This window comes from Pseudarthrobacter sp. S6 (assembly GCF_050156575.1).
In the GTDB taxonomy this organism is placed as follows: domain Bacteria; phylum Actinomycetota; class Actinomycetes; order Actinomycetales; family Micrococcaceae; genus Arthrobacter.
The window spans coordinates 1924614-1947430 of sequence record NZ_CP189581.1; the positions used below are offsets into that span (position 1 = coordinate 1924614).

The following is a 22817-nucleotide window of genomic DNA, read 5'->3' on the forward strand; positions in this document are numbered from 1 at the left end:
TTCACGATCGTAGCCGCTGCGGGCATCGGCCGCGGAATCCCCTGAGACCTGCGCCACACCGACTGGCGGAATTCCGGGGTGCCTGAACGTGTTGTACAAGATATTCACCCGACTCCTTGAAAGGACGACGCCGTGCTTGAACGGATTTCCGGTTCGCTGCTGGACCCCGATGCGCTCTATGCGAGCAACATCGAGCTGTTCCACAGCCCGGCGCTCAGCGGGCTGAACCTGGTGATGGGCTTCACCGGCTTTGCCGATGCCGGCCACGTGGTGAGGCAGATCAATGCGGAGCTCCTGGACACCCTCGACGCCGAGCCGGTGGCTGTGTTCGACGCTGACCAGCTCATCGACTACCGTTCGCGGCGGCCCCACATCTCCTTCGTGGAGGATCATCTGCAGGACTACCAGCAGCCGAAGCTGGCGCTGTACAAGCTGACGGACGGGCTCGGCAGCCCCTTCCTGCTGCTGGCCGGTTTTGAACCCGACCTTCAATGGGAGCGGTTCGCACGCGCCGTCGTCGGCATTGTGGAAAAGCTGGACGTGAACCTGGTGACCTGGATCCACTCCATTCCCATGCCTGTGCCGCACACGCGCCCGGTGGGCGTGACCGTCCACGGCAACCGTCCGGAACTGATCGAGGGCATTTCCGTCTGGAAGCCCACCGTCGACGTTCCGGCTGCCGTGGGGCACATTCTGGAGCTGCGGCTGATGGAGGCTGAGCGCAATGTTGCCGGCTACGTGATCCACGTTCCGCACTACCTTGCCGACGCGGAATACCCGCCGGCCGCAGTAGCCGGACTTGAATTCCTCGGTGCCGCGACGTCCCTGATGCTGCCGGCGGACCGGCTGCGCGAGGCGGGCCGGGAAGTGGGCCGCCAGATCGCTGAACAGGTCGCAGCCTCGGAAGATGTGCAGCAGGTTGTCGCCCGGCTGGAAGAGCGGTACGACGAGAAGGCCGAGGGTACCGTTCGGCGCTCGCTCCTGGCCGATGAAAATGACGAACTTCCGAACGGGGACGAGCTGGGCGCGGCAGTAGAGGCCTACCTGGCCCGCGAGAACCCTCACCCGTAGCCGGCCCACGGAGTCCGCTTGGCAGACGCCTGCCCGGGGCGGAGCAGCAGCCCGGGCATAATGAGGGGGTGACTGCACCCCGAGCCTGGCTGATCTGGAGCATCGGCATCTTCGCCTACCTTGTGGCCGTCTCCCAGCGCACCTCATTCGGTGTGGTGGGGCTGGAAGCCACCGAGCGGTTCCATGCCGGCGCGTCCGCCATCTCCTTCTTCACGGTGCTGCAGCTGCTGGTCTACGCAGGCCTGCAGATCCCCGTCGGCCTCTTGGTGGACAGGTTCGGCTCGCGCATCATGATCGCCGGCGGGGCCGTCCTCATGGGACTTGGGCAGCTCCAGCTGGCCTTCGCCGACACCGTCCCGGGCGGTGTGGCAGGGCGGGTTCTTGTGGGCGCCGGCGACGCCATGACCTTTATTTCCGTGATCCGGCTCATTCCCCTGTGGTTCGCGCCTTCCCGGGTTCCCCTGGTCACGCAGCTGACGGGCATGTCGGGCCAGTTGGGGCAGCTGTTCAGTGTGCTGCCGTTCGCCTTCGTCCTGCATTCCTTCGGCTGGACTCCCGGCTTCCTGATGCTCGCGGGCATGGCGGGCCTGGCGGTGGTGCTGGTGCTGGTCCTGTTGAAGGACCACCCGCCCGGTGCGCCCGCCCCCCAGCCGCAGCAAGGGTTGAAGGCCACCGGCGCCTCGCTCGCGCGGGCCTGGCGCCAGCCGGGTACCCGGCTGGGGATGTGGAGCCACTTCACCATCCAGTTCAGCGGCACGGTGTTCGCCATGACCTGGGGATATCCGTTCCTGATCTCGGGACAGGGTCTGGATGCCGCAACCGTGGCCGGCCTGATGACCTTGTACGTTGCGGCGGCGATGGCCGTGGGCCCTTTCATCGGGCAGTTCGTTTCCCGCCACCCACTTCGCCGGTCCACCATGGTGCTGCTCATCGCCGGGGCCACGGCCGCTGCCTGGGCCGCCGTGCTGGTGACGCCTGGCCGCTCCCCGCTGTGGTTGCTGGCGTGCCTGGTGGTGGTCCTGGCCATCGGGGGGCCAGGATCGATGATCGGGTTTGATTTCGCGCGGACGTTTAATCCGGCGCACAGGATCGGAACCGCAACGGGCATCGTGAATGTGGGCGGCTTCATCGCGGCCCTCGTGGCGATCTTCCTGGTCGGCCTCGTGCTGGACGTCCTGCTGGCCAGCGGCTATTCCGACGGCGTCCTGTACGGGCTCGAGCCGTTCCGGATCGCACTTAGCGTGCAGTTCCTTTTGCTGGGCTTCGGCGCCGCCATGACGCTGGTCTGCCGGCGCAAAGTACGTCGTCAAATGGCCGCGCAGGGTGTTGTGGTGCCGCCGCTCCTCCGGGCCATGGCGCAGCAGCGGCGGGCCAACCTGGCCCGGCGGCGTCAGCCATCCGAGTACAAGGACCGCTAAGACTCTTCCTCCACATCAGGTCGCTTGTCCACATGGCCCAGGTTTTTTCAGGCGCGCGCCACCGGCTGAACCAAGACTTGAACCATGAAACCTTCAGAACACCTGACCGTCCGAGGCCCCGAAGACATCCTCGGCTTCATCCCGCACTCCCTGGGCTACTGGCCGGCAGACAGCCTGGTTGCGATGACCCTGCACGGGAACCGGCTGGGCGCAACCCTGCGGCTGGATCTTCCAGGTCCGGAAACCCTCTCAGACCCGAGGGGCTACGCCCACACGGTACTCGGCTATCTCCGGGCTGACGGCGATGCCGACGCCGCCCTGCTGGCCTGCTTCACCAACGACGGCTGGATGGAACCTCCAGGAACCTACCGCGGGCTACTGGACGCACTGCAGTCGGTCTTAGGGGCCGCGGGGATGCCTGTACGGGACGCCTGGTATGTCGGTGACGCCTACTGGCGTGATGCCTATTGCACCGACCCGTCCTGTTGTCCCTCGCCGGGCCGGTCCGTTCAGGTGATCCGGGACAGCATGCTCAACGCCGAGATGGTTTTCCGCGGCAGCAGCGTCGGGCCCGCACCAGAGGACGGTGCGCACCCTCCGCCCACGCTTTCCGGCGAGGACCGGACCGCCATCCTTGCCCACGAGGAAACGTGGGCGGAGCAGCTGGACCTGCGCCGGGGGAGCAGGGACCAGTTCGGCCGGCTGATGGTCCAGTGGGAGGCCCGGCTGGCCAACGTGCCTGGTCAGGTGCTGCCGGTCAACGAGATTGGCTACCTGCGCGCGTCGCTCCGTGTCCCGGCCTGGCGTGACGCCGTCTTGGTGATGGCCGCCGCCGGCCAGGCGGCTGCCCTGGCGGGAGCAGAGAAATTCGGTATCTTCGATGCCGGCTGCATCCTGGCTCCGGTGGGGCCTGCGCTCCTGGGCTTCGAACCTTCCGGACTAAAGTCCGGAGCCGGAGCGGCAGGATGGGAGCCAGCCGGGCCGTGCTGCCCAGGTATTCCGGGGTATGGCGAAGTCCTGTTGGGGCTGGACCCTGTTGTTCCTGCCTGGCACACCCTTAACAGCCTTGACGCAGTGCTGGAACAGCTGTCGGCGTGCGGCGGTCAGGCCGGTGCGGCTGCACTGACCGGACGTGGGTGGATCGCGTGGTGCAGGGGGCGGGGGTCGTACGCTGCCGCGTACTTCGGCCGTTCCCTTGAGGAGGAACCAGGCTACCGGCTCGCTGAACTGATGCTTGAGCTGGTGCGGCGCGGCACCCTCTGCGGCTGGGCCGCACGGAAGGAAGCCGCATGGCGGAAATTCGAACCGGATGCAGCCTGAGCCGTTGTAGCCTTACCCGTGGGGACCGGGACGGGACCGCCTTGAGGTCGGGTTTGGGAAAACCATGAGACAATGGTTGCCGAGACCCGGTTGGGTCCGTGAATCAAGTGCATGTGATGAAGCCCAGCAGGGAACATTATGGCCGCCCCGGCAGTTCTACTTGTAGACTCTGCCGGCCGTGGTTGCACCTGATATCTATCACGGACTTGACAGGGTCATAGTGGTGTTGCCCGTATGGTGATTCCACAGACCGCCGCTAGAAAGGTTTTCTGTGACCCCGTCTTCCGCGAAGAAGGAACCCGCCGCCCAGGACGATTTGTCCCCTGAGGCGAAGCAGGCTGCAACGAACGCCAAGCGAGCAGCGACGCGGGCAGCCAACAAAGCCATCAAGGATGCCTCCGGTGACGCCGGTTTGGACGGCAAGCCTGAGCCCAAGAAGCGCGGGCCCAAGCCCGGCGCCAAAGCCGCTGCCGAAGCAGCCGGAAAATCCGCGCGCGGCGACGATGATGAGGACGTTGAGGAGGACCTCGACGACATCAACATCGCCGATGACAGCGAGATCAACGCAGCCAAGGCCGCCTCAGCAGCAACGGGCAAGGGGTTTGTCTACTCGGATGCCGATGACGACGATGCCCCTGTCCAGCAGGTGATGTCGGCCGGTGCGACGGCTGACCCCGTCAAGGACTACCTCAAGCAGATCGGTAAGGTGGCGCTGCTCAACGCCGAGCAGGAAGTCGACCTCGCGCTCCGGATCGAAGCCGGACTCTTCGCCGAAGAGAAGATCAACGCCGACGACGGCTCGATGGAACCCAAGTTCAAGCGTGAACTTGAGTTCGTCATCCACGACGGCAAGCGCGCCAAGAACCACCTGCTCGAAGCCAACCTCCGCCTCGTGGTTTCACTGGCCAAGCGCTACACCGGCCGAGGCATGCTGTTTCTGGACCTCATCCAGGAAGGCAACCTGGGTCTGATCCGTGCTGTCGAGAAATTTGACTACACGAAGGGCTTCAAGTTCTCCACGTACGCCACATGGTGGATCCGCCAGGCCATCACCCGTGCCATGGCAGACCAGGCCCGCACCATCCGCATCCCGGTGCATATGGTCGAAGTCATCAACAAGCTGGCCCGCGTGCAGCGCCAGATGCTCCAGGACCTGGGCCGCGAACCCACGCCCGAAGAACTGGCCCTCGAACTGGACATGACTCCTGAAAAGGTCGTCGAGGTCCAGAAGTACGGCCGCGAACCGATCTCCCTTCACACCCCGCTGGGTGAAGACGGTGACTCCGAGTTCGGCGACCTCATCGAGGACTCTGAGGCCGTTGTTCCCGCTGATGCCGTGAGCTTTACGCTCCTGCAGGAACAGTTGCATTCCGTTCTGGACACCCTGTCCGAGCGCGAAGCCGGCGTGGTGGCCATGCGTTTCGGCCTGACCGACGGCCAGCCGAAGACTTTAGACGAGATCGGCAAGGTCTACGGTGTTACGCGTGAGCGTATCCGCCAGATCGAATCCAAGACCATGTCCAAGCTCCGCCACCCGTCACGGTCGCAGGTGCTGCGGGACTACCTGGACTAGATCGGGACTCAGGCAGCGCGGGTCACTTTCCGCCCATCATCTTCGGGTTGAGGGGTGAGGAGGGGACCCGCGTTGTCCGCTTTGGGATTCAACGCGTGGTCTCCACAGCAAAGAAATGCTTGGTCTCCATAAAAAAGAAGAGGACCCCTCCGGCTGGAGGAGTCCTCTTCTTTGGTGTTAAAGGTTGGTGCGCCTAGTCAGTCGACGGCCACGGGAGCCTTCTCGTGAAGCCTGCCCGTCTCGTCGTGCCAGTCGGAGCTCAACGGCCTCAGTGTAGCCTCGATTGCACGGGCATGGTGGCCGCAGAACAGCAACTCACCGCCGGAGGACTCGAGTACAACGCGGACATATGCCTGAGCTCCGCAGCGATCGCACCGGTCCAGTGCGTTGAGTGTGCGGTCTGCCACTGCTGTTGTCATGTCGGCCTCCTTAGTAGATCTGTATGTCTATATAACCAGTATTCGTAGCAATTCCATCGCAAGGACGGGTCAAGTTCGCTGTCCGCGTAGCCACAAGAATTCATCAAGGCGCAGGTTTCCGTCACGGAAGGATAACGAGTGGGCCGGCGCACAGCCTTGGCCACGTGTGGCAGCCACCCGTCTGCTGCCGCGCCGACTAGGCTTGATGCAGCGCCCGCAGCGCCAGCTGTTCCGTCACTGAAGGAGTTCACAACCCGTGGCACCAAGTTCCGATTACACCGCCCGGCATCTTTCTGTCCTGGAGGGCCTCGAAGCCGTCCGCAAGCGCCCCGGCATGTATATCGGTTCCACCGATTCGCGCGGGCTGATGCACTGCCTGTGGGAGATCATCGACAACTCGGTGGACGAAGCGCTTGCCGGTTTTGGCCACGACATCAAGATCATCCTGCACGCGGACAACTCCGTGGAAATTCACGACGACGGCCGCGGCATCCCCGTGGACGTGGAACCGAAGACGGGGCTCACCGGCGTTGAGGTGGTCTTCACCAAACTCCATGCGGGCGGCAAGTTCGGCGGCGGGTCCTACACGGCTTCCGGCGGCCTGCACGGCGTGGGCGCCTCCGTGGTGAACGCCCTGTCTGCCCGCCTGGACGTTGAAGTGGACCGCGGCAGCAAAACCTACAAAATGTCATTCCGGCGCGGCGAGCCGGGGCGCTTCAAGGACCAGGGATCCAAGCTGGACCCGTCGGCAGTGTTCGCGCCGTTTGTGGACGGCTCCGTGCTGGACGTGGTAGGCAAGGCGAAGCGTGGTGTGACCGGGACCCGGATCCGCTACTGGGCCGACCGTCAGATTTTCACGCCGGACGCCAAGTTCTCCTATGACGAACTGGCCGCGCGGGCACGGCAGACTTCCTTCCTGGTGCCGGGGCTCAAGCTCACCGTCCGCGATGAACGCAGGCTGCCAGGGACCCCCGGTGAAGCGGCGGGCCACGAAGAGGTGTTCCATCACGACGGCGGCCTGTCCGAGTTCGTCGAGTTCCTGGCCGCCGATCCCGCCGTCACCGACGTCTGGCGGCTGCACGGTTCAGGCAAATTCAAGGAAACCGTGCCGGTACTGGACGAGCGCGGGCACAGCCAGCTCGCCGAGGTTGAACGCGACTGTGAAGTGGACGTGGCGCTCCGCTGGGGCATCGGCTATGACAGCACTGTCCGCAGCTTCGTCAACATCATCGCCACGCCCAAGGGCGGAACCCACCAGTCAGGCTTCGAGCAGGCGCTGGTCAAGACGTTCCGGAAAGCAGTGGAGGCCAACGCCCGCAAGCTGAAGGCCGGCAACGACAAAATTGAGAAAGACGACATCTTCGCCGGGCTGACGGCTGTGCTGACGGTCCGGTTGGCCGAGCCGCAGTTCGAGGGCCAGACCAAAGAGGTCCTGGGCACCTCCGCGGTCCGCGCCATCGTCGCGAAGGTCGTTGAGCAGGAGATCACCGCGAAGCTGAACTCAGCCAACCGGAATGACAAGGCCCATTCAGCGCTGCTCCTGGAGAAAATCGTCAGCGAGATGAAGTCCCGGATTTCCGCTCGGGTACACAAGGAGACCCAGCGGCGTAAGAACGCCTTGGAGACCTCGTCCATGCCCACCAAGCTCGCCGACTGCCGGACGGACGACGTCGACCGTTCCGAACTGTTCATTGTGGAAGGTGACTCGGCGCTGGGAACTGCCAAGCTGGCGCGGTCCTCGGACTTCCAGGCGCTGCTGCCCATCCGCGGCAAGATCCTGAACGTGCAGAAGGCGTCCGTGGGAGACATGCTGTCCAACGCCGAATGTGCTGCGCTGATCCAGGTGGTGGGCGCAGGTTCGGGCCGCAGCTTCGACATCAACGCGGCCCGGTACGGCAAGGTCATCCTGATGACCGATGCCGACGTGGACGGCGCGCACATTCGGACGCTGCTGCTGACGCTTTTCTTCCGGTACATGCGCCCCATGATCGACGCCGGAAGGGTCTATGCTGCCGTGCCGCCGCTGCACCGGGTGGAGGTCATCAACGCCGGGCAGAAGGCCAATGACATGATCTATACCTACTCGGAGACGGAATTGCACGTGCTCTTGGCCCGGCTGGCCGAGGAAGGCAAGCGCTACAAGGAGCCGATCCAGCGGTACAAGGGCCTGGGCGAGATGGACGCCGGGCAGCTGGCCGAAACTACCATGGATCCGCGGCACCGGACACTGCGCAAAGTGGGCATCGAGAATGCCAAGCACGCGGAGGACACGTTCGACCTGCTGATGGGATCCGATGTGGCCCCCCGTAAAGACTTCATCATCGCAGGCGCCTCCAGCCTGGACCGGGAGCGGATCGACGCCTGACGACCGGTGACGGTCCGGCCCAGGACGGCAAAGCCCACAAGCGGGGATTCAGTCGGTGACGGGATTCAGCCGATGCGGAGGTTCAGTAGCCGCGCTTCAACCCAGCAGGCCAGGCACGATCAGCAGGGCGGTGGGCAGGGCCAGGAGCAGGGCGCAGCCGGCAAGCACCAGCCCGCGGGCGGCGGCAGGAAGCTGCGGCTGAGGGGACAGCAGCCGGCTGACCCGGGACATGGTGGTCCGGGCAGAACCTGAGACGGCGCCGGCGGGCGCCTCAAGCCCATCCAGGGCAAGGCCGGGGTGCGCGGACGGCAGGGCGGCGGCAGCCACACCCGTCGCCGTACCAGCGGCCATACCTCCGGTGGGGCCGCTGGCCACTATGGCGATCGCCTTGATGAGCGTGGCGTTGCTTTCCGTCTTGAGTGCTACGTCGTCAGCCAGCATTTCGATCAGCGAGTTCACCGCCTCCTGCGCGAGGCGGGTGGTGGGCAGCCAGGGGAGCGCCTGGCGCCACGCGGCAAACGCCCAGAGCAGGAGATGGTGGCGCTGGTTGAGGTGGGCATTCTCGTGGCTCAGGACCGCCCTTAATTCGGCCGGCTCCAGAGCCGCCATCAGGCCGTCCGAGAGCACCGTAACGGAGCGGGCCCCGCCCGGCAGGCAATAGGCAACAGGTGAATCGTGGCTGATGACCACTGTTCGGTCTGCGTCAACGGACGGGGCGGCCAACAGGGCCAGGAGCTCCCGGTGCCGACGCCGCTGCCGTTCGATCCTGTAGTACGTCAGCAGGAGGGTGAAGACCAGGTGGGCGGTGAGCAGCGCCGCCGCGGACAGTGCGAAGAGATGCCAGAAGCCCAGTGCCGTGGTGGGCGCGTTGAAGAGGACCATGGCCGCCAGCCCGTGCAGCCCCGAGATGAGGTTGTCTCCGATCGGTTCGAGCCCGTAGACCAGCATGGCGCCGATCATGGACAGTCCGCCCGCGAGTGCTATTGCCTGCCACAGCAGCATGGCAGTGAATGGTGACCGTGCAGGCCAGGAGGCACGGGAAAGCAGGATAGGCACTGGCCACGCCAGGACTATCGCGAGGACCGCCAGCAGGTACGAGGTCCAGAACATGGTCCCCTAGATGTGGCCAAGCAGTTTGCGCAGGGTTTCCGCTTCACTGTCCGTCACGGAGCCGATGAACCGTGCCAGCACGGCTTCGCGGTCGGGCGCCGAGCCCAGGACTTCATGCATCAGTTCCGCCGTGTGGTCTTCCCTGCTCGAAACGGCCTGGTAGCGGTGCGGCCGCGTACCGCGTTCCCGCTCCACCAGGCCCTTCTTCTCGAGCCGCGAGAGGACGGTCAGGACTGTTGTGACGGCAAGCTCCTTGCCCTCATGCCCTGCGGCATCCCCGCTAGCTTCAGTGGTTGTTGCCAGTCTGTCGCGCAGGGTATTCGCTGTGGCTGCTTCGTGGCCCGCCCAGAGCAGATCCATCACTGCCCGTTCCAGTTCGCCAAGACTTGCCATTGCCATACATCCTTCGATTTCCCCGCACCGGGCCGTTCACGGCCGCGGTGACTGCACCAGCGCTACATATACAAGAACAAATTTACCTGTTTTTCGGCTGAGTTTCTACGTACGGTAGAACAGTCGGCGCGCCGCGGCCTTGTGGGCGCCATTTCCTCATGGAACTGTTGGTTTACAGTGCTGGCCGCATTGTTCTACACTCTGTAGAAGTCAAAGTTCTACGAACCGTAGAAAAGTAGCACCGCCAACCGAGGGACTGCTGTGGAAGCTCTGGAAATCGCACGCTGGCAATTCGGCATCACCACCGTCTACCACTTCATGATGGTGCCCCTCACCATCGGACTGGGCCTGGTGGTCGCCGTGATGCAGACGCTCTGGCACCGCACCGGCAAGGAGGAATACCTCCGGATGACCAAGTTCTGGGGCAAGCTCTTCCTGATCAACTTCATCATGGGCGTGGCCACCGGCATTGTGCAGGAGTTCCAGTTCGGCATGGCCTGGAGCGAGTACAGCCGGTTCGTTGGAGACGTCTTCGGGGCGCCGTTGGCGCTGGAGGCGCTGCTGGCCTTCTTCGTTGAGTCCACGTTCCTGGGCCTGTGGATCTTCGGCTGGAAGCAGCTGAAGCCAGCCATCCACCTGGCCTGCCTCTGGGTGGCCGTGGTGGGATCGGTGTTCTCCGCGTACTTCATCATCGTAGCCAACAGCTGGATGCAGCATCCCGTGGGCGCGAAGATTATCGACGGCCGGCCGGTCATGACGGACGCCTGGGCAGTCTTCACCAACAACACTGCACTCGTGGCCTTCCCGCACACCCTGATGGGCGCACTGGCCGTGGCCGGCGGCTTCCTTCTCGGCATTGCCTGGTACCACCTCTGGCGCAGGCGCACCGACGGAGTCGACGCCGTCGGCGCCGACGGGAAGGTGATTCCCGGTGAAGCAGCCATCCCCGGCCGTGACCGGACCGATTACAAAGTCTGGATCCGCTCCCTGCGGATCGGCGCCGTCGTCGCCATGATCTCGTTCGCCGGCACCGCACTGACCGGCGACCTCCAGGGAAAGTTGATGTTTGAGCAGCAACCCATGAAGATGGCCGCGGCCGAAGCCGCCTGCCACGACGGTACGGGCTTCTCCGTGCTGAGCATCGGGAACCTGGGCTCCAAGAACTGCGATGACATCAAGGCCGTGATCGAAGTACCCGGCATCCTGTCCTTCCTCGCCAAGGGCGACTTCACTACCGAGGTCCAGGGCGTCAACAGCCTCCTGGACCAGTACAAGGCCGACTACGGAACCCACCTGCCCGACAACCCGATCTACGGCGAGAGGGCAGGCCAGGAGATCCAGTACGTCCCGGTCATGGAAGTCACGTACTGGGGCTTCCGGATGATGATCGGCTTCGGGGGTATAGCGGCGCTTGCCGCGCTCCTGGCGCTCTGGGTCACAAGAAAGGGCACGGTACCGGCATCGCGCTGGCTGATGCGCCTCGCGGTGTTCGGCATCCTGGCCCCGTTCGGCGCCAACGCGGCCGGATGGATCTTCACCGAGATGGGCCGGCAGCCGTTTGTGGTGGCCCCCAACCCGGACCTGAACGGCATCGACCAGGTGTTTATGTTCACCGCAGCAGCCGTCTCACCCGGAGTGTCGGCCGGTGAACTGCTGACGTCACTGATCGTTCTGACCGCCGTCTATGCCGCGCTGCTTGTGGTTGAGGTCAAACTACTGGTCAAGTTCATCCGGGGCGGTGTGGTATCCGCGATGCCGGAACTGGCCCACACCCCGGCCGACGAAAACGGGGACACCGACAAGGGCCCTGGCGCAGGCAAACCCGCCGGCGACGTCCTGGCATTCGCCTACTAAGAAGAGCAGAGGATACTCGAGCATGGAACTGCTGCCCACCATCTGGTTCATCGTCATCGCGGTGCTTTGGACCGGATACCTCTTCCTTGAAGGATTTGACCTCGGCGTGGGAATGCTGATGAAACTGTTCGCGCGGAACAACACCGAGCGTCGCGTACTGCTGAACACCGTCGGCCCGGTCTGGGACGGCAACGAGGTCTGGCTGATTACCGCCGGGGCCGCAACGTTTGCGGCGTTCCCGCTGTGGTACGCCTCGCTGTTTTCCGCCCTCTACCTCCCCCTCCTGGTAGTGCTGGTAGCCCTCATCTTCCGTGCCGTGGCGTTTGAATACCGAGGCAAGGGTGACACCGACACGTGGCGCGCGCGCTGGGACTGGGCCATCGCGCTGGGCTCCTTCTTTGCCGCGTTCGGTGTCGGCGCCGCACTGGCCCTGACCACCACCGGCCTGCCGCTGAACGCGAACGGTGACCGCGAAGGCGGTGCGTTCGCCTGGTTCAGCGGGTACGCCGTGCTGGGCGGGCTGGCCGTGGTGGGATTCTCCCTGCTCCACGCGCTGGCGTTCCTCGCATTGAAGACCGACGGCGACATCCGCCACCGTGCGCGCCGCTGGTTCGTCCGGCTGCTTCCGGTCCTGCTGCTGCCCCTGGCCGGCTGGGCACTCATCCTCCAGTTCCTGGAGGGCAAGCCGTGGACCTGGGCAGCGGTGATCGTGGCCGTGGTGGCCGCAGCAGCCGCATGGTTCCTGGCCCGGCGCGGATCCGAAGGCAGGGCATTTATGGCGATGGGGGCCTTCCTCCTCCTCGGCAGCACATCCATTTTCGGCGCCGTTTTCCCCGTGGTGCTGCCCTCCACACTGAACCCTGCGTTTGATCTCACCGTCGCCAACGCGTCGTCGTCCGATTACACGCTCGGGCTCATGAGCGTGGTGGCAGCTGTTGGCCTGCCCCTGGTGGTCACCTACCAGGCGTGGACTTACTGGGTGTTCCGGCGCCGAGTCAACGCGTCCCAGATCCCCGTAGCCCACAGCTTCCTGCCGGCCATTGCCGTCAGGGCGTTCACCACGAAGGGCTGACCGGCCGTGCGCCCTGATTTTCCGGCCGGACCGGCTACCCGTTCCGCCATTTACTGGCTTGGCCTGCTGGCAGCGCTGAAGGCGCTGTCGCTGGTTCTGATGGGGCAGGCCGTGGCTGCCATGCTGGCCGGCCTGGCGTTCGGGAGCGGGTCCTGGCCCGAGCAGTTGCCGTGGGGCCTGGCGGGCGTTGTCCTGAGGTCTGCCACCGTGTGGGCCCAGGGCATCGCAGCGCGCCGCGCCGCGTTGGGCATCAAGGAGGAGCTCCGCGCCGAACTGCTGGCCCGGGCCCTGCGGAACGGTGCACGCAGCACCGGCCCGGCCGACGGCGGGCTGGCCGTGCTGGCCACGCGCGGTCTGGATGCTCTGGACAGCTACTACACGCAGTTCCTTCCCGCCCTCGTGAACTGTGCCGCGATTCCGCTGCTGCTCGGGGCGCGCATCCTGTTCGCCGATTGGGTCAGCGCGGTGGTGATTGTCCTGACAGTTCCGCTCGTCCCGCTGTTTATGGTGCTGATTGGCCGGTACACCGAGGACCATGTCAGTGCGGCCCAGGAAAGCCTGACCCGGCTGTCCGCCCACATGCTTGAGCTCGCCAAGGGCCTGCCGGTCCTGGTGGGACTGGGCCGTGCCACCGCACAGCGCAGGGCCCTCGAGGAGATCTCGGAGGATTACCGCGCCAGGACCATGGGGACACTGCGCACCGCGTTCCTGTCCGCACTGGCCCTGGAACTGATCGCTACGATTTCCGTCGCAGTGGTCGCCGTGTTCATCGGTGTCCGCCTGGTGCACGGCGACATGCCACTCGAAGCCGGCCTGCTGGCATTGATCCTCGCCCCCGACTGCTACCTGCCGCTGCGCGAGCTGGGCACGGCCCATCACGCCAGTGATGACGGCCGGGCCGCCCTGGCCGCGACCAGAAAGGTCACTGAAGCACCCGAGCCGCAGCCGCTGCCCGCACCGGGACGCGAAGCTGCCGCGTCCGACGGCGGCAGCCCGGGCTCCGTGCCCGGGTCCGGGGGAGTGAGAGTCACGGGCCTCACCGTCACCTACTCCGGACGCTCCGCTCCCGCCGTCGGGCCCTTAACTTTCACTGCACCGCAAGGGCTGATCACCGCCCTCGACGGCCCCAGCGGCGCCGGCAAAAGCACTGTCCTTGGCGTGCTGGCCGGGACCGTCGGAGACGGCGGCGGAACCATAGTGTCCGGCCGCCTCGCCGGCCTGCAGCGCGACGCCATCGCCTGGGTTCCGCAGCATCCGGTGATGGTGGCGGACTCCGTGCTCGGGGAGGTCGTGCTGTATCTCGGTGGCGGAATGGGACCTGATACTCCGGCGGCAGCCGGGGCGGCACGGGATTGCCTGGCGGCGGCGGCAGCCGGGCACCTCGCCGGCCACCATCCGGCCGAACTGAGCCCGGGCGAGCTGCGGCGCGTTGCGCTGGCTCGTGGCCTGGCCCGCATCAGGTCCGGTGCCACCGTTCTGCTGCTCGACGAGCCCACTGCACACCTTGACGGGGTGTCGGCGGCGCTGGTGCAGGATTCGATCCGTGCGCTCCGGGGCCAGGTCACCGTCATTCTGGTGGCCCACGACCAACAGACCCGCGAGCTGGCTGACCATCTGGTGCCTGTATCGGCCCACGGCATCACCGTTCCCTCCGGCGGAGCCGTGGTGTTGGCCGGGACCCGGCCCACCGGGACAACCGCGGCGCAGGAGCATGTCCTGGAAACTGTCAGGCGTCACCTGGCGGGGACACAGAACCCTGCCGCCGGGGATCCCCGGCCAAGCCGAACTGCCCGCCTCCTGACCGGACTGCTGTCACCGGTGGCCGGCCGGTTCGCCGGTGCCGCGGCAGTGGGCACCTTTGCCGCTATTTTCGCCGTGGCCCTGTCCGGCCTGTCCGGCTGGCTCATCATCAGGGCAAGCGAACAGCCGCCCATCCTGTACCTGCTCACCGCCATCGTCGGTGTGCGGTTCTTCGGTATCGGACGCGCCGTGTTGCGTTACTGGGAACGGCTCCTGCTGCACGACGCCGTCTTCGGCGCCCTCACCCGGCTGCGCGGCCGGCTCTGGGAAGCACTGAGCCGGAAGGCACTCTCGCTCCGGCGGCTCCTGCAGGGCGGGAACGTCCTGGGCACGGTGATTGACGACGTCGACACCGTCCGGGATCTGTTGCCGCGGGTTGTCCTGCCGCCCGTGACGGCCCTTGCCGTGGCCGGTTCGGCGCTGGTGGCAACCGCCCTGGTGGCGCCTGCTGCGCTCCCTGCCGTTGCCTTGGCAGCGGCGCTCAGCCTGTTCCTGGCGCCGGCCGCGGCCCTGTGGGGGGACCGCCGCTCAGCTACAGCGGAGCAGAGTCTGCGGGCACGCGTCCTGCGGCGCACGTCGGCTGCGCTGGATGCCCGGGCAGAGCTGCACGCGAACGGAGTCGCGGGCACCGTCCTGGACGCGCTGCGCGCCGAGGACCGCCTGGCCACCCGGTCATCGCAGCGTTCCGCGTGGGCCGAAGGCCTCGGCCAGGCCATCACAGTCGCTGCCTGCGGAAGCGCCGCCTTGGCCGCTGCCGTGCTGGCCGCACCCCAGGTACTGGCGGGAACCCTGGAGCCCGCCACTGCCGCGGTTGTTGTGCTGCTGCAGCTGGCGCTGGTTGAACCGTACGCAGCGGTGACGACGGCGGTGCGCCAGTACCCGGCCCTGCGCAGCGTTATGCGCCGGATCGGCGACTCTGGCGTGCTGGACGGCGGCGCCACCGAAACTGGGGCCGGCGACGGACTGCATGCTGTCCCCGCCCGTTCCGGCGCCGCCGCTGGCGTTGAACTGGAAAACGTCGGGGCGGCGTGGCCCGGCGGAGAACTGGTGTTCTCCAGGGTCTCCGCAACGGCCGGACCCGGGACCTGGCTGGCGGTCACCGGACCGTCGGGCGCGGGGAAATCCACGTTGCTCGCCGTCCTGCTGGGATTTCTGCCGGCCGCCACCGGCCGCGCAGCGGTGACAGGGACGGCGGCCTGGTGCCCGCAGGAGGCACATCTGTTCGATTCGACGGTGCGGGGCAACCTCATGCTGGGCGTCCCAGCCGCGGACTCGGTGACGGGCGCTTCCGCTGCTCGCAGCGATGGTACGCCTGCCGATGATGCGCCCACGGCAGGTGACGCCGAGCTGGAAGCGGCGCTGGCCGCCGTCGGCCTCAGCGACTTGGTGTCGCGGCTGCCAGCCGGGCTGGACACCCGGATCGGGCCGGGTGGTTCCTTCCTCAGCGGCGGAGAGCGGCAACGGTTGGCCGTGGCGCGGACCCTGCTGACGGGGGCCGAAGTTATCCTGCTCGACGAGCCCACGGCTCATCTGGACGCGCAGGCGGGACGGGAAATGCTGGCAGACCTCCGCGCCGGCCTGAAAGACCGCACGGTGGTCATGGTGACGCACAATCCGGCGGACATCCAGCCTGATGACGCCCGGCTGGAACTCCCGGCAGCTTCCCGGATGGGCGTGGCTGCTTCGCTGGTGGGCTGAGGCCGGTGGCCTGAACGTCGGGCATGCGCAGCCCGGCGTTCCCTGCCCGGCCTGCCCGGCCTGCCCGGTGCAGCGTCCCCGGCTGAGCCGTCTGCTCCTCAGCCGTCCACATCGTGGAGGTGATGGACGACGTCGTGCAGGAAGTACTGGGCAAGCGTCAGGACCGTGAATTCGGAGCCGTTGCTGCGGACGCCCCGCCGGCCCCACTCGGCTTCCCGGACGCCGGCGAAGGACTCCGCGATCTGTTCACCCTCCGCCGTCAGTTCTGCGCTGACCACGGCGGGATCGGCGTTGGCGTAATCCTTTTCGACGGCGGTGACGTCCTGGTCCCAGTTCTCAAATTGGGCGCCGTCGGCGTCAAGCATGAGGTTCAGCCGCTGGTCGAACAGTGTAAAGACGTCACGGACGTGGCAGGCGTATTCGAGGGCCGCCCACGTCCTGTCATCCGGGCGTTCGGCCACCTCAGGCCTGCGGAGAACAGCCCGCCAGCGTGGCAGCATGTTTTCCACGCTGCCCGGTACCGTGGCCGGCGTGACGGTGGACGCGTCGAAGGAGCACTCGGGGCAGGGCCGGGACAGGACCCAGGTCCAGTCCTTTTCATCAGGAATGATAGGCATGGCAGCAGTCTAGGACGGATCGCTCCACGCCATGGCCGGACCCACCGCATCCACTGACTGGGACAGCGGAATCCCCGAACCGTCCCGCCGGCCGTGCTCCTGCGGCAGCGACCTGGCCACGCCGCCCAGCGATGACGCCTTCGCTGGCCCGTGCCCGGCCCACGCCAACAGCAGCATGTCTTCGCCCTTGAGGAACCTGTGGGCGCGGACGCCTGCAGTCGCACGGCCCTTTGCAGGGTATTCGGCGAAGGATGTGACCTTCGCCGCACCCGGCGCGGTGCCCGGCAGGGCTCCGTTGGTGCCGGCAATGGTGACCACCACGGCGGCGTCGTCGGCGGCGGTGACAGCCCCGAAGAACAGCACCTGGTCCCCGGCGGCCAGCTTGATGCCCACCATGCCGCCGGCCGTCCTGCCCTGGGCCCGGACGTTGGCGGCGCTGAAACGCAGCAGTTGCGCCTCACGGGTCAGGAACACCAGATCAGTCTCCTCAGACCCGGCCGGCGCCACACCCACCACTTCATCCTTGTCCTTGAGCGCGATGATTTCCCAGTCCTCGCGGTTCAGGGGGTAGTCGGGCTGGACCCGCTTGACCACGCCGTGGGCCGTGCCGATGGCCAGCACTTCATCGAGCGGGGCGAACGCCACCAGCGTTTCAGCCTTGAGCAGTGTGATGAAGTCCTTGGCCGGGACACCGCCGGCGAGGTTGGGCAGCCCGGACATGGGTGGCAGTACCGGCATGTCCATGACCTGAAGCCGAAGCATCCTGCCTTGTGAGGTGACCGCGGCTATTTCCCCACGGGCCGAGGACTTGACCACGGAACGGAAAACGTCGTGCTTGGCACGCGGCCCGGACTCGGCGAGGGGATCCTGGTTGGATGTCCGCGCGATCTGTCCCGACGCCGTCAGGATGGCCCAGCAGGGATCGTCCGAGATCTCCAGGGCCAGCGGCGCGGCCTTGCCCTTGCCGTTGGGGGCGGCCGCCAAGGCTGCGGCCACGGTGGGGGAAACGGCCTCGGATTCGAGCAGGACGGTGCGCCGCGGCGTACCGTATTTTTCGGCGATTTCGCTGAGCTCGGAGGACACAAGTCCGCGCAGCCGCTCCTCGGAGCCGAGGATGGCTTCGAGCTCCGCGATCTCGCGGCGCAGCTCCTCCTGCTCCTTTTCAAGCTCGATCCGGGAGTACTTGGTCAGCTGCCGCAGCCGCAATTCCAGGATGTAATTGGCCTGGATTTCGGAAAGATCGTAGATGGACATGAGGCGGACCCTGGCGGCCGCCACCTCATCCGAAGAACGGATGATCTGGATGACCTCATCGATGTCCACGATGGCGATCAGCAGGCCCTCCACCAGATGGAGGCGGTCCTTCTTCTTGCCCAGCCGGAAGGCCGTCCGCCGGCGCACCACATCGATCCGGTGTTCCACGTAGACGGAGAGCAGCTTCACCAGGCCGAGGGTCTGCGGCTGGCCATCCACCAGGGTCACGTTGTTGATGCCGAAGGAATCCTCCATCGGGGAGTAGCGGTAGAGCTGTTGGAGGACGGCGTTCGGGTTGAACCCGTTCTTCAGCTCGATGACCAGGCGCAGGCCATGCTGGCGGTCCGTCAGGTCGACGATGTCACTGATCCCGGTCAGCTTTTTGCTGTTGACCGCGTCCTTGATCTTCTCGATCACCTTTTCGGGGCCGACCATGTACGGCAGCTCGGTGACCACCAGGCCGGTGCGCCGGGCCGAGAGCTGCTCGATCTCCACCTTTGCGCGGGTCTTGAAGGAACCGCGTCCGGTGGCGTAGGCGTCCCGGATTCCGTCCAGGCCCACGATCCGGCCCCCCGTGGGCAGGTCCGGTCCGGGCACAAAGCGCATCAGGTCATCGAGGGTCGCGTCCGGGTGGGCGATCAGGTGCCGCGCCGCGGAGATGACCTCAACGAGGTTGTGCGGGGCCATGTTGGTGGCCATTCCCACCGCGATGCCCGTGGCGCCGTTGACCAGCAGGTTGGGGAACGCGGCCGGCAGGACGTCCGGTTGGGTCAGCTGGTTGTCGTAGTTGGGGACAAAGTCCACCACGTCTTCGTCGAGGTGGGCGGTGAGCGTCAGGGCCGCCGCCGCGAGCCTGGCCTCCGTGTACCGGGGTGCCGCGGGACCGTCGTCGAGGGAGCCGAAGTTTCCGTGGCCGTCAATCAGCGGCAGGCGTAGCGAGAAGTCCTGGGCCATCCGGACCATGGCGTCATAGATGGCGGTATCGCCGTGGGGGTGGAGTTTGCCCATGACCTCGCCCACCACTCGCGCGCTCTTGACGTGGCCGCGGTCCGGACGCAGGCCCATCTCGCTCATCATGTACAGGATCCGGCGCTGGACCGGCTTGAGCCCGTCCCGGGCATCAGGCAGGGCCCTGGAGTAAATCACCGAATACGCATACTCCAGGAAGGAGCCTTCCATCTCGGACGTCACATCAATGTCCACGATGTTCTCGACGAAATCCTGGGGAGCGTCCCCGGCAGGGGCTGGGGTTTGGCGGCGGGCCATGGGGCGGGTGGATCCTTCTGCGTGACTGGTGAAGCAGTGGTCTGGGTGCAGGTGTGGAGGATGAGCTCCGGGCACACGGCCTGCGCCGTGAGTTTGTGGTTAGGCTAAGCCTATGGTGGATCAGCCCGGGGACGGCGAATATCCGGAACATTGGGAAGCTGATGTCGTACTCCGTGACGGTGGAACGGCCCATCTGAGGCCCATCCACCCCAGCGATGCGGACGCGGTCCAGGCTTTCCATACGGGACAGTCGCAGAACTCAATCTACATGCGCTTCTTCGCGTTCAAGGCCCGGCTGTCCAGCAAGGAGCTCAAGCGCTTCACCGAAGTGGACTACAAGGATCGGGTTGCCCTGGTGATTACCTTCGGCGGCGAAATCCTGGGAATCGGCCGCTACGACAGGCTGAATGACCCCCTCGAAGCCGAAGTCGCGTTCAACATCGCCGACGCCCACCAGGGCCGGGGTATCGGCTCAATCCTGCTCGAACACCTTGCCACGGCGGCCCACGAAAACGGGATCCGGCGCTTCAGTGCCGAGGTGCTGCCGGAAAACCGCAAAATGCTGATGGTGTTCGCCGATGCCGGCTACGACGTCAAACGCCATTTCGACGACGGCGTGGTCAGCCTGGAGTTCAACATCGACCCCACCGAAAAGTCCCGTGCAGTGATGGAATCACGCGAGCACCGCGCCGAGGCGAGAAGCGTCCGGGACCTGCTGGCGCCGTCGTCCGTTGCCGTCATCGGGGCGAGCCGCAAATGGGGGACCGTGGGCTACCAGCTGCTGGAACACATCATCGAAGGCGGCTACTCCGGGCAGGTCTACGCCATCAACCCGGAGGCGCTGGAGCTCGCCGGAATGTTGTCCTTCGGCAGGATTTCCGAGGTTCCGGAGCCGGTGGGGCTCGCAGTGATCGCCGTTCCGTATGAGGAAGTGGCCACGGTGGTTGATCAGTGCGCCGCGGCGGGGGTCAAGGGTCTGGTGATCGCCTCCGCGGGCTTCGAGGACGACGGCGAACGCGGCCTCGCCAGCCAGCGCAACCTCGTGCGCAAGGCCAGGGCCAACGGTATGCGGGTGATCGGGCCCGCATCCCTGGGGATCGTTAACACCCATCCCGACGTGAGGCTGAACGCCTCCATGGCGCCCTCACTGCCCAGCCGCGGTGGCCTGGGACTGTTCAGCCAGTCGGCGGCGATCGGTGTGTCGCTCTACGCGGCGTCATACCGCCGCCGGCTGGGCGTTTCCACGGTCCTGTCGGCCGGCAACCGCGCGGACGTCTCGGGCAACGACATGATGCAGTTCTGGGAGGACGACGCCGACACTACCGCGGTGGGCCTCTACCTGGAGTCGATCGGGAACCCCCGCAAATTCTCCCGGATCGCCCGGCGGCTTGCCCGCAGCAAGCCCGTGGTGGTGGCGAAATCGGAAACCATGGGCCTGCGGCTGCCGCCTGGCCACGCCGTGCGTACCACCCAGGCGCCCGCCGGTGCACTGGACGCCATGATGCGCCAGGCCGGCGTCATCCGGGTAGAGACCATCGAACAGCTGATGGACATCACCCAGATAGTGTCCGGGCAGCCGCTCCCGGCGGGGCCCGGACTTGCCATCTTCAGCAACTCCCTGGCGCTGGGCAAAGTGGTGGCGGACAGCGCCGAGGCGCACGGCCTGACCGTGAATGGCATCGTCACCGACGTGGATCTCGACGCCGGCATGTCCCTGTCTCTGCCGGCCCTCCGCCGCAGCCTCCGGGACACCCTCGCGTCCGACGCCGTCCATGCCGTGGTGGCCGCGCTGCTGCCGGTGCGCGGCCTTACGGTGGACCATATCGCCGAGGTCCTGGCCGAATGCTCGGCCGCCGCCGGGAAACCGGTCGTCGCTGCCTTCACCGGCATCCTTGACCCCTCCATCTATGTGGAGGGCATGGTGGGGGCCGAACAGCAGACAGTGCCGTGCTTCTCGAACGCCGGTGCGGCTGTGGCTGCGCTCGCCGCCGTGGTGCGCTACGCGGAATGGGTGGCACGGGACCCCGGTCACTTTGTTCAGCCCGAAGGCTGCGATCCGGAGGGCGCACGGATCCTGCTGGATCAGCTTCTGCACGATGTCCACGAGGAGCAACTCAAGGCCCTGGAACCGGCGTCAGCGGCAGAGCTGCTGGCGCACTACGGCATTGCGGTGCTGCCATCTGCCGGGTTTGACTCTGAAGATGAGGCCGTAGCTGCCGCCGGAAGGCTGGGCTGGCCGGTCGCGCTGAAAACCACGGACCCGGCGCTTCGCCACCGCCTCGACCTGGGGGGAGTCCGCCTCGACATCGAGGATCCGGATTCCCTGCGCCGCAACATCGTGCAGATGCGGCGCTCGCTGGCACCTTACGGTTCCCCGGCACTGGAGGTGCAGTCCATGGCTCCTGTGGGGCAGGCGTGCACGTTCCGGGCCATTGAGGATCCACTGTTGGGGCCGGTGGTCTCCTTCGGGCTGGCCGGGGACGCCGTCAATCTGCTGGATGACTGGTCGCACCGCGTGCCTCCACTGTCCGCCGTGGACGTGAAGGACTTCATCCGCGGACCCCGGGCCGCCCGCAAGCTCTTCGGCTACCAGGGTCTTCCCGCCGTGGATATTGCCGCTTTGGAGGAGGTCGCCGGGCGGCTGGCCTGGATGAAGGACAACCATCCGGAGATCGCGTTGGTGGAATTCAACCCGGTTCTCTGCGGGACTCAGGGCGTGTCAATCCTGGCCGCAGATATCCGGATCGGCAACGCGGCCCAGCGCACTGACAGTGCCCGCCGGGCCATGCTCGGCTGAGCGCGGTTAGCATGTCCCCTGCCGATCTGTGAAAATGGGGGAATGAGCTCACAGCCTTCCCCGTCGACGCCTTCCACCTCCGGCAGTGACAACCAGGCAACCCGCCCGCACAGCTCACACAGCCACACGCCCCAGGGCCAGAGCCTGGACGGTGCGCTCCAGAAGGCGGGTTTCTACCCGCGACTAGTGGCCGACGTCGTTGACGACGCCCTGGACGGCCGCGAATGCGTGGCCCACCTGGTCCACCTGGAAACCCACTTCGACCGGGCCGAGGTCCGCCGCCACATCACGGTGCTGGTCCTGACCGCCGACATGCTGGTGATCACCCACGTGGACGACCAGCAGCTCGACGACGCCGGCGAACAGATCGTGGCCCAGATTTCCACCGAATCCGTGCCCGTCGCGCAGATCCGTTCCGTGGTCCTGAGCTATATGTACTCCCAGCCGCAGGACTACAAGCCTTCGGATCCGGTCCGGGAAGTCACCCTCGCCATTGCCTGGTCCGGCGGGCAGAGGCTGGACATGGGGCCCGCGAGCTGCGGAGACCCGCAATGCGAGGCAGACCACGGTTACAGCGGCACCATTGCCCAGGAGGACATCGTCCTGCGGATCAGCGCTGAAGCCGACGGTGCACAGGCCGTCCAGGACGCCAAACTCTTCGCCCGCGCCCTGCGGGCTGTGAACACCGGCTCCACCGCTCCGGTGGCGCACGCCGGCCAAACGCTCCAGCCCCGGCCCCGGACAGGTGTGTTCGGAAACAGGCTCAGCCGCGGGCATCAGCAGCGCTGAG

Annotated in this window: 15 protein-coding genes; 10 read left to right on the top strand and 5 right to left on the bottom strand. The window is 66.2% G+C overall.

All coding sequences use genetic code 11. The annotated features are described in order from the left end of the window. The first annotated feature begins 132 nt into the window (after window positions 1–132). The 4 genes from ACQCS0_RS09290 to ACQCS0_RS09305 all read left to right on the top strand — a co-directional run bounded on the left by ACQCS0_RS09290 (window position 133) and on the right by ACQCS0_RS09305 (window position 5382). A complete protein-coding gene (locus ACQCS0_RS09290; protein ID WP_354154324.1) occupies window positions 133–1071 on the top strand; it encodes a PAC2 family protein in 939 nt (312 codons plus the stop codon). 68 nt (window positions 1072–1139) lie between these two features. Beyond that, window positions 1140–2489, top strand: coding sequence for an MFS transporter (locus ACQCS0_RS09295; protein WP_354154323.1), 1350 nt, complete (start codon window positions 1140–1142; stop codon window positions 2487–2489). 84 nt (window positions 2490–2573) lie between these two features. After that, complete coding sequence (locus ACQCS0_RS09300) at window positions 2574–3809, top strand: DUF4192 domain-containing protein (RefSeq protein WP_354222900.1); 1236 nt, start codon at window positions 2574–2576, stop codon at window positions 3807–3809. 271 nt (window positions 3810–4080) lie between these two features. Continuing rightward, complete coding sequence (locus ACQCS0_RS09305; RefSeq protein WP_282330436.1) at window positions 4081–5382, top strand: RNA polymerase sigma factor; 1302 nt, start codon at window positions 4081–4083, stop codon at window positions 5380–5382. A 197-nt stretch (window positions 5383–5579) separates the two neighbouring features. Here ACQCS0_RS09305 and ACQCS0_RS09310 read toward each other — a convergent pair whose 3' ends face one another. Then, window positions 5580–5801 carry a DUF7455 domain-containing protein gene (locus tag ACQCS0_RS09310; RefSeq protein WP_160670061.1) on the bottom strand — a complete coding sequence of 74 codons (222 nt, stop codon included), beginning with the start codon at window positions 5799–5801 and terminating at the stop codon, window positions 5580–5582. Between the two features lie 256 nt (window positions 5802–6057). Here ACQCS0_RS09310 and ACQCS0_RS09315 point away from each other — a divergent pair, with 256 nt between their 5' ends. After that, window positions 6058–8166: a DNA topoisomerase IV subunit B gene (locus ACQCS0_RS09315; RefSeq protein WP_354154321.1), complete on the top strand. Its 2109-nt coding sequence runs from the start codon at window positions 6058–6060 to the stop codon at window positions 8164–8166. Between the two features lie 96 nt (window positions 8167–8262). Here the strand turns inward: ACQCS0_RS09315 and ACQCS0_RS09320 are convergent, their stop codons facing one another. Both ACQCS0_RS09320 and ACQCS0_RS09325 read right to left on the bottom strand, forming a co-directional pair. Then, window positions 8263–9276 carry a M56 family metallopeptidase gene (locus ACQCS0_RS09320; RefSeq protein ID WP_354154320.1) on the bottom strand — a complete coding sequence of 338 codons (1014 nt, stop codon included), beginning with the start codon at window positions 9274–9276 and terminating at the stop codon, window positions 8263–8265. Between the two features lie 6 nt (window positions 9277–9282). Then, window positions 9283–9669 (bottom strand): BlaI/MecI/CopY family transcriptional regulator, encoded by a 387-nt coding sequence (locus ACQCS0_RS09325; protein WP_354154319.1) that lies wholly within the window; start codon window positions 9667–9669, stop codon window positions 9283–9285. 261 nt (window positions 9670–9930) lie between these two features. On the opposite strand from ACQCS0_RS09325, the gene ACQCS0_RS09330 reads away from it, so the two are divergent. Genes ACQCS0_RS09330 through cydD form a run of 3 tightly spaced genes read left to right on the top strand, consistent with a single transcriptional unit; the run spans window position 9931 to window position 16093 of the window. Continuing rightward, a complete protein-coding gene (locus tag ACQCS0_RS09330; protein ID WP_354154318.1) occupies window positions 9931–11523 on the top strand; it encodes a cytochrome ubiquinol oxidase subunit I in 1593 nt (530 codons plus the stop codon). 22 nt (window positions 11524–11545) lie between these two features. Continuing rightward, window positions 11546–12595, top strand: a complete 1050-nt coding sequence (cydB, locus tag ACQCS0_RS09335) for a cytochrome d ubiquinol oxidase subunit II (protein WP_354154317.1) — start codon at window positions 11546–11548, stop codon at window positions 12593–12595. 6 nt (window positions 12596–12601) lie between these two features. Then, on the top strand, window positions 12602–16093 hold the full coding sequence (cydD, locus tag ACQCS0_RS09340; protein WP_354154316.1) for a thiol reductant ABC exporter subunit CydD: 3492 nt from the start codon (window positions 12602–12604) through the stop codon (window positions 16091–16093). A gap of 98 nt (window positions 16094–16191) precedes the next feature. Here the strand turns inward: cydD and ACQCS0_RS09345 are convergent, their stop codons facing one another. Continuing rightward, entirely contained in the window at window positions 16192–16710 is a 519-nt protein-coding gene (locus ACQCS0_RS09345; RefSeq protein WP_354154315.1) for a DinB family protein, read from the bottom strand. A gap of 9 nt (window positions 16711–16719) precedes the next feature. Then, a complete protein-coding gene (locus tag ACQCS0_RS09350) occupies window positions 16720–19230 on the bottom strand; it encodes a DNA topoisomerase IV subunit A (protein ID WP_354154314.1) in 2511 nt (836 codons plus the stop codon). A gap of 112 nt (window positions 19231–19342) precedes the next feature. On the opposite strand from ACQCS0_RS09350, the gene ACQCS0_RS09355 reads away from it, so the two are divergent. Then, on the top strand, window positions 19343–22027 hold the full coding sequence (locus tag ACQCS0_RS09355; protein ID WP_354154313.1) for a GNAT family N-acetyltransferase: 2685 nt from the start codon (window positions 19343–19345) through the stop codon (window positions 22025–22027). A 42-nt stretch (window positions 22028–22069) separates the two neighbouring features. Continuing rightward, on the top strand, window positions 22070–22816 hold the full coding sequence (locus ACQCS0_RS09360) for a DUF5998 family protein (protein ID WP_282330427.1): 747 nt from the start codon (window positions 22070–22072) through the stop codon (window positions 22814–22816). Window position 22817 lies beyond the last annotated feature (1 nt).

Coding starts and splice junctions, on each gene's coding strand:
- ACQCS0_RS09300 (WP_354222900.1), top strand. CDS start 2,574: ATGAAACCTTCAGAACACCTGACCGTCCGAGGCCCCGAAGACATCCTC.
- ACQCS0_RS09310 (WP_160670061.1), bottom strand. CDS start 5,801: ATGACAACAGCAGTGGCAGACCGCACACTCAACGCACTGGACCGGTGC.
- ACQCS0_RS09320 (WP_354154320.1), bottom strand. CDS start 9,276: ATGTTCTGGACCTCGTACCTGCTGGCGGTCCTCGCGATAGTCCTGGCG.
- ACQCS0_RS09325 (WP_354154319.1), bottom strand. CDS start 9,669: ATGGCAAGTCTTGGCGAACTGGAACGGGCAGTGATGGATCTGCTCTGG.
- cydB (WP_354154317.1), top strand. CDS start 11,546: ATGGAACTGCTGCCCACCATCTGGTTCATCGTCATCGCGGTGCTTTGG.
- ACQCS0_RS09345 (WP_354154315.1), bottom strand. CDS start 16,710: ATGCCTATCATTCCTGATGAAAAGGACTGGACCTGGGTCCTGTCCCGG.
- ACQCS0_RS09350 (WP_354154314.1), bottom strand. CDS start 19,230: ATGGCCCGCCGCCAAACCCCAGCCCCTGCCGGGGACGCTCCCCAGGAT.
- ACQCS0_RS09355 (WP_354154313.1), top strand. CDS start 19,343: ATGGTGGATCAGCCCGGGGACGGCGAATATCCGGAACATTGGGAAGCT.
- ACQCS0_RS09360 (WP_282330427.1), top strand. CDS start 22,070: ATGAGCTCACAGCCTTCCCCGTCGACGCCTTCCACCTCCGGCAGTGAC.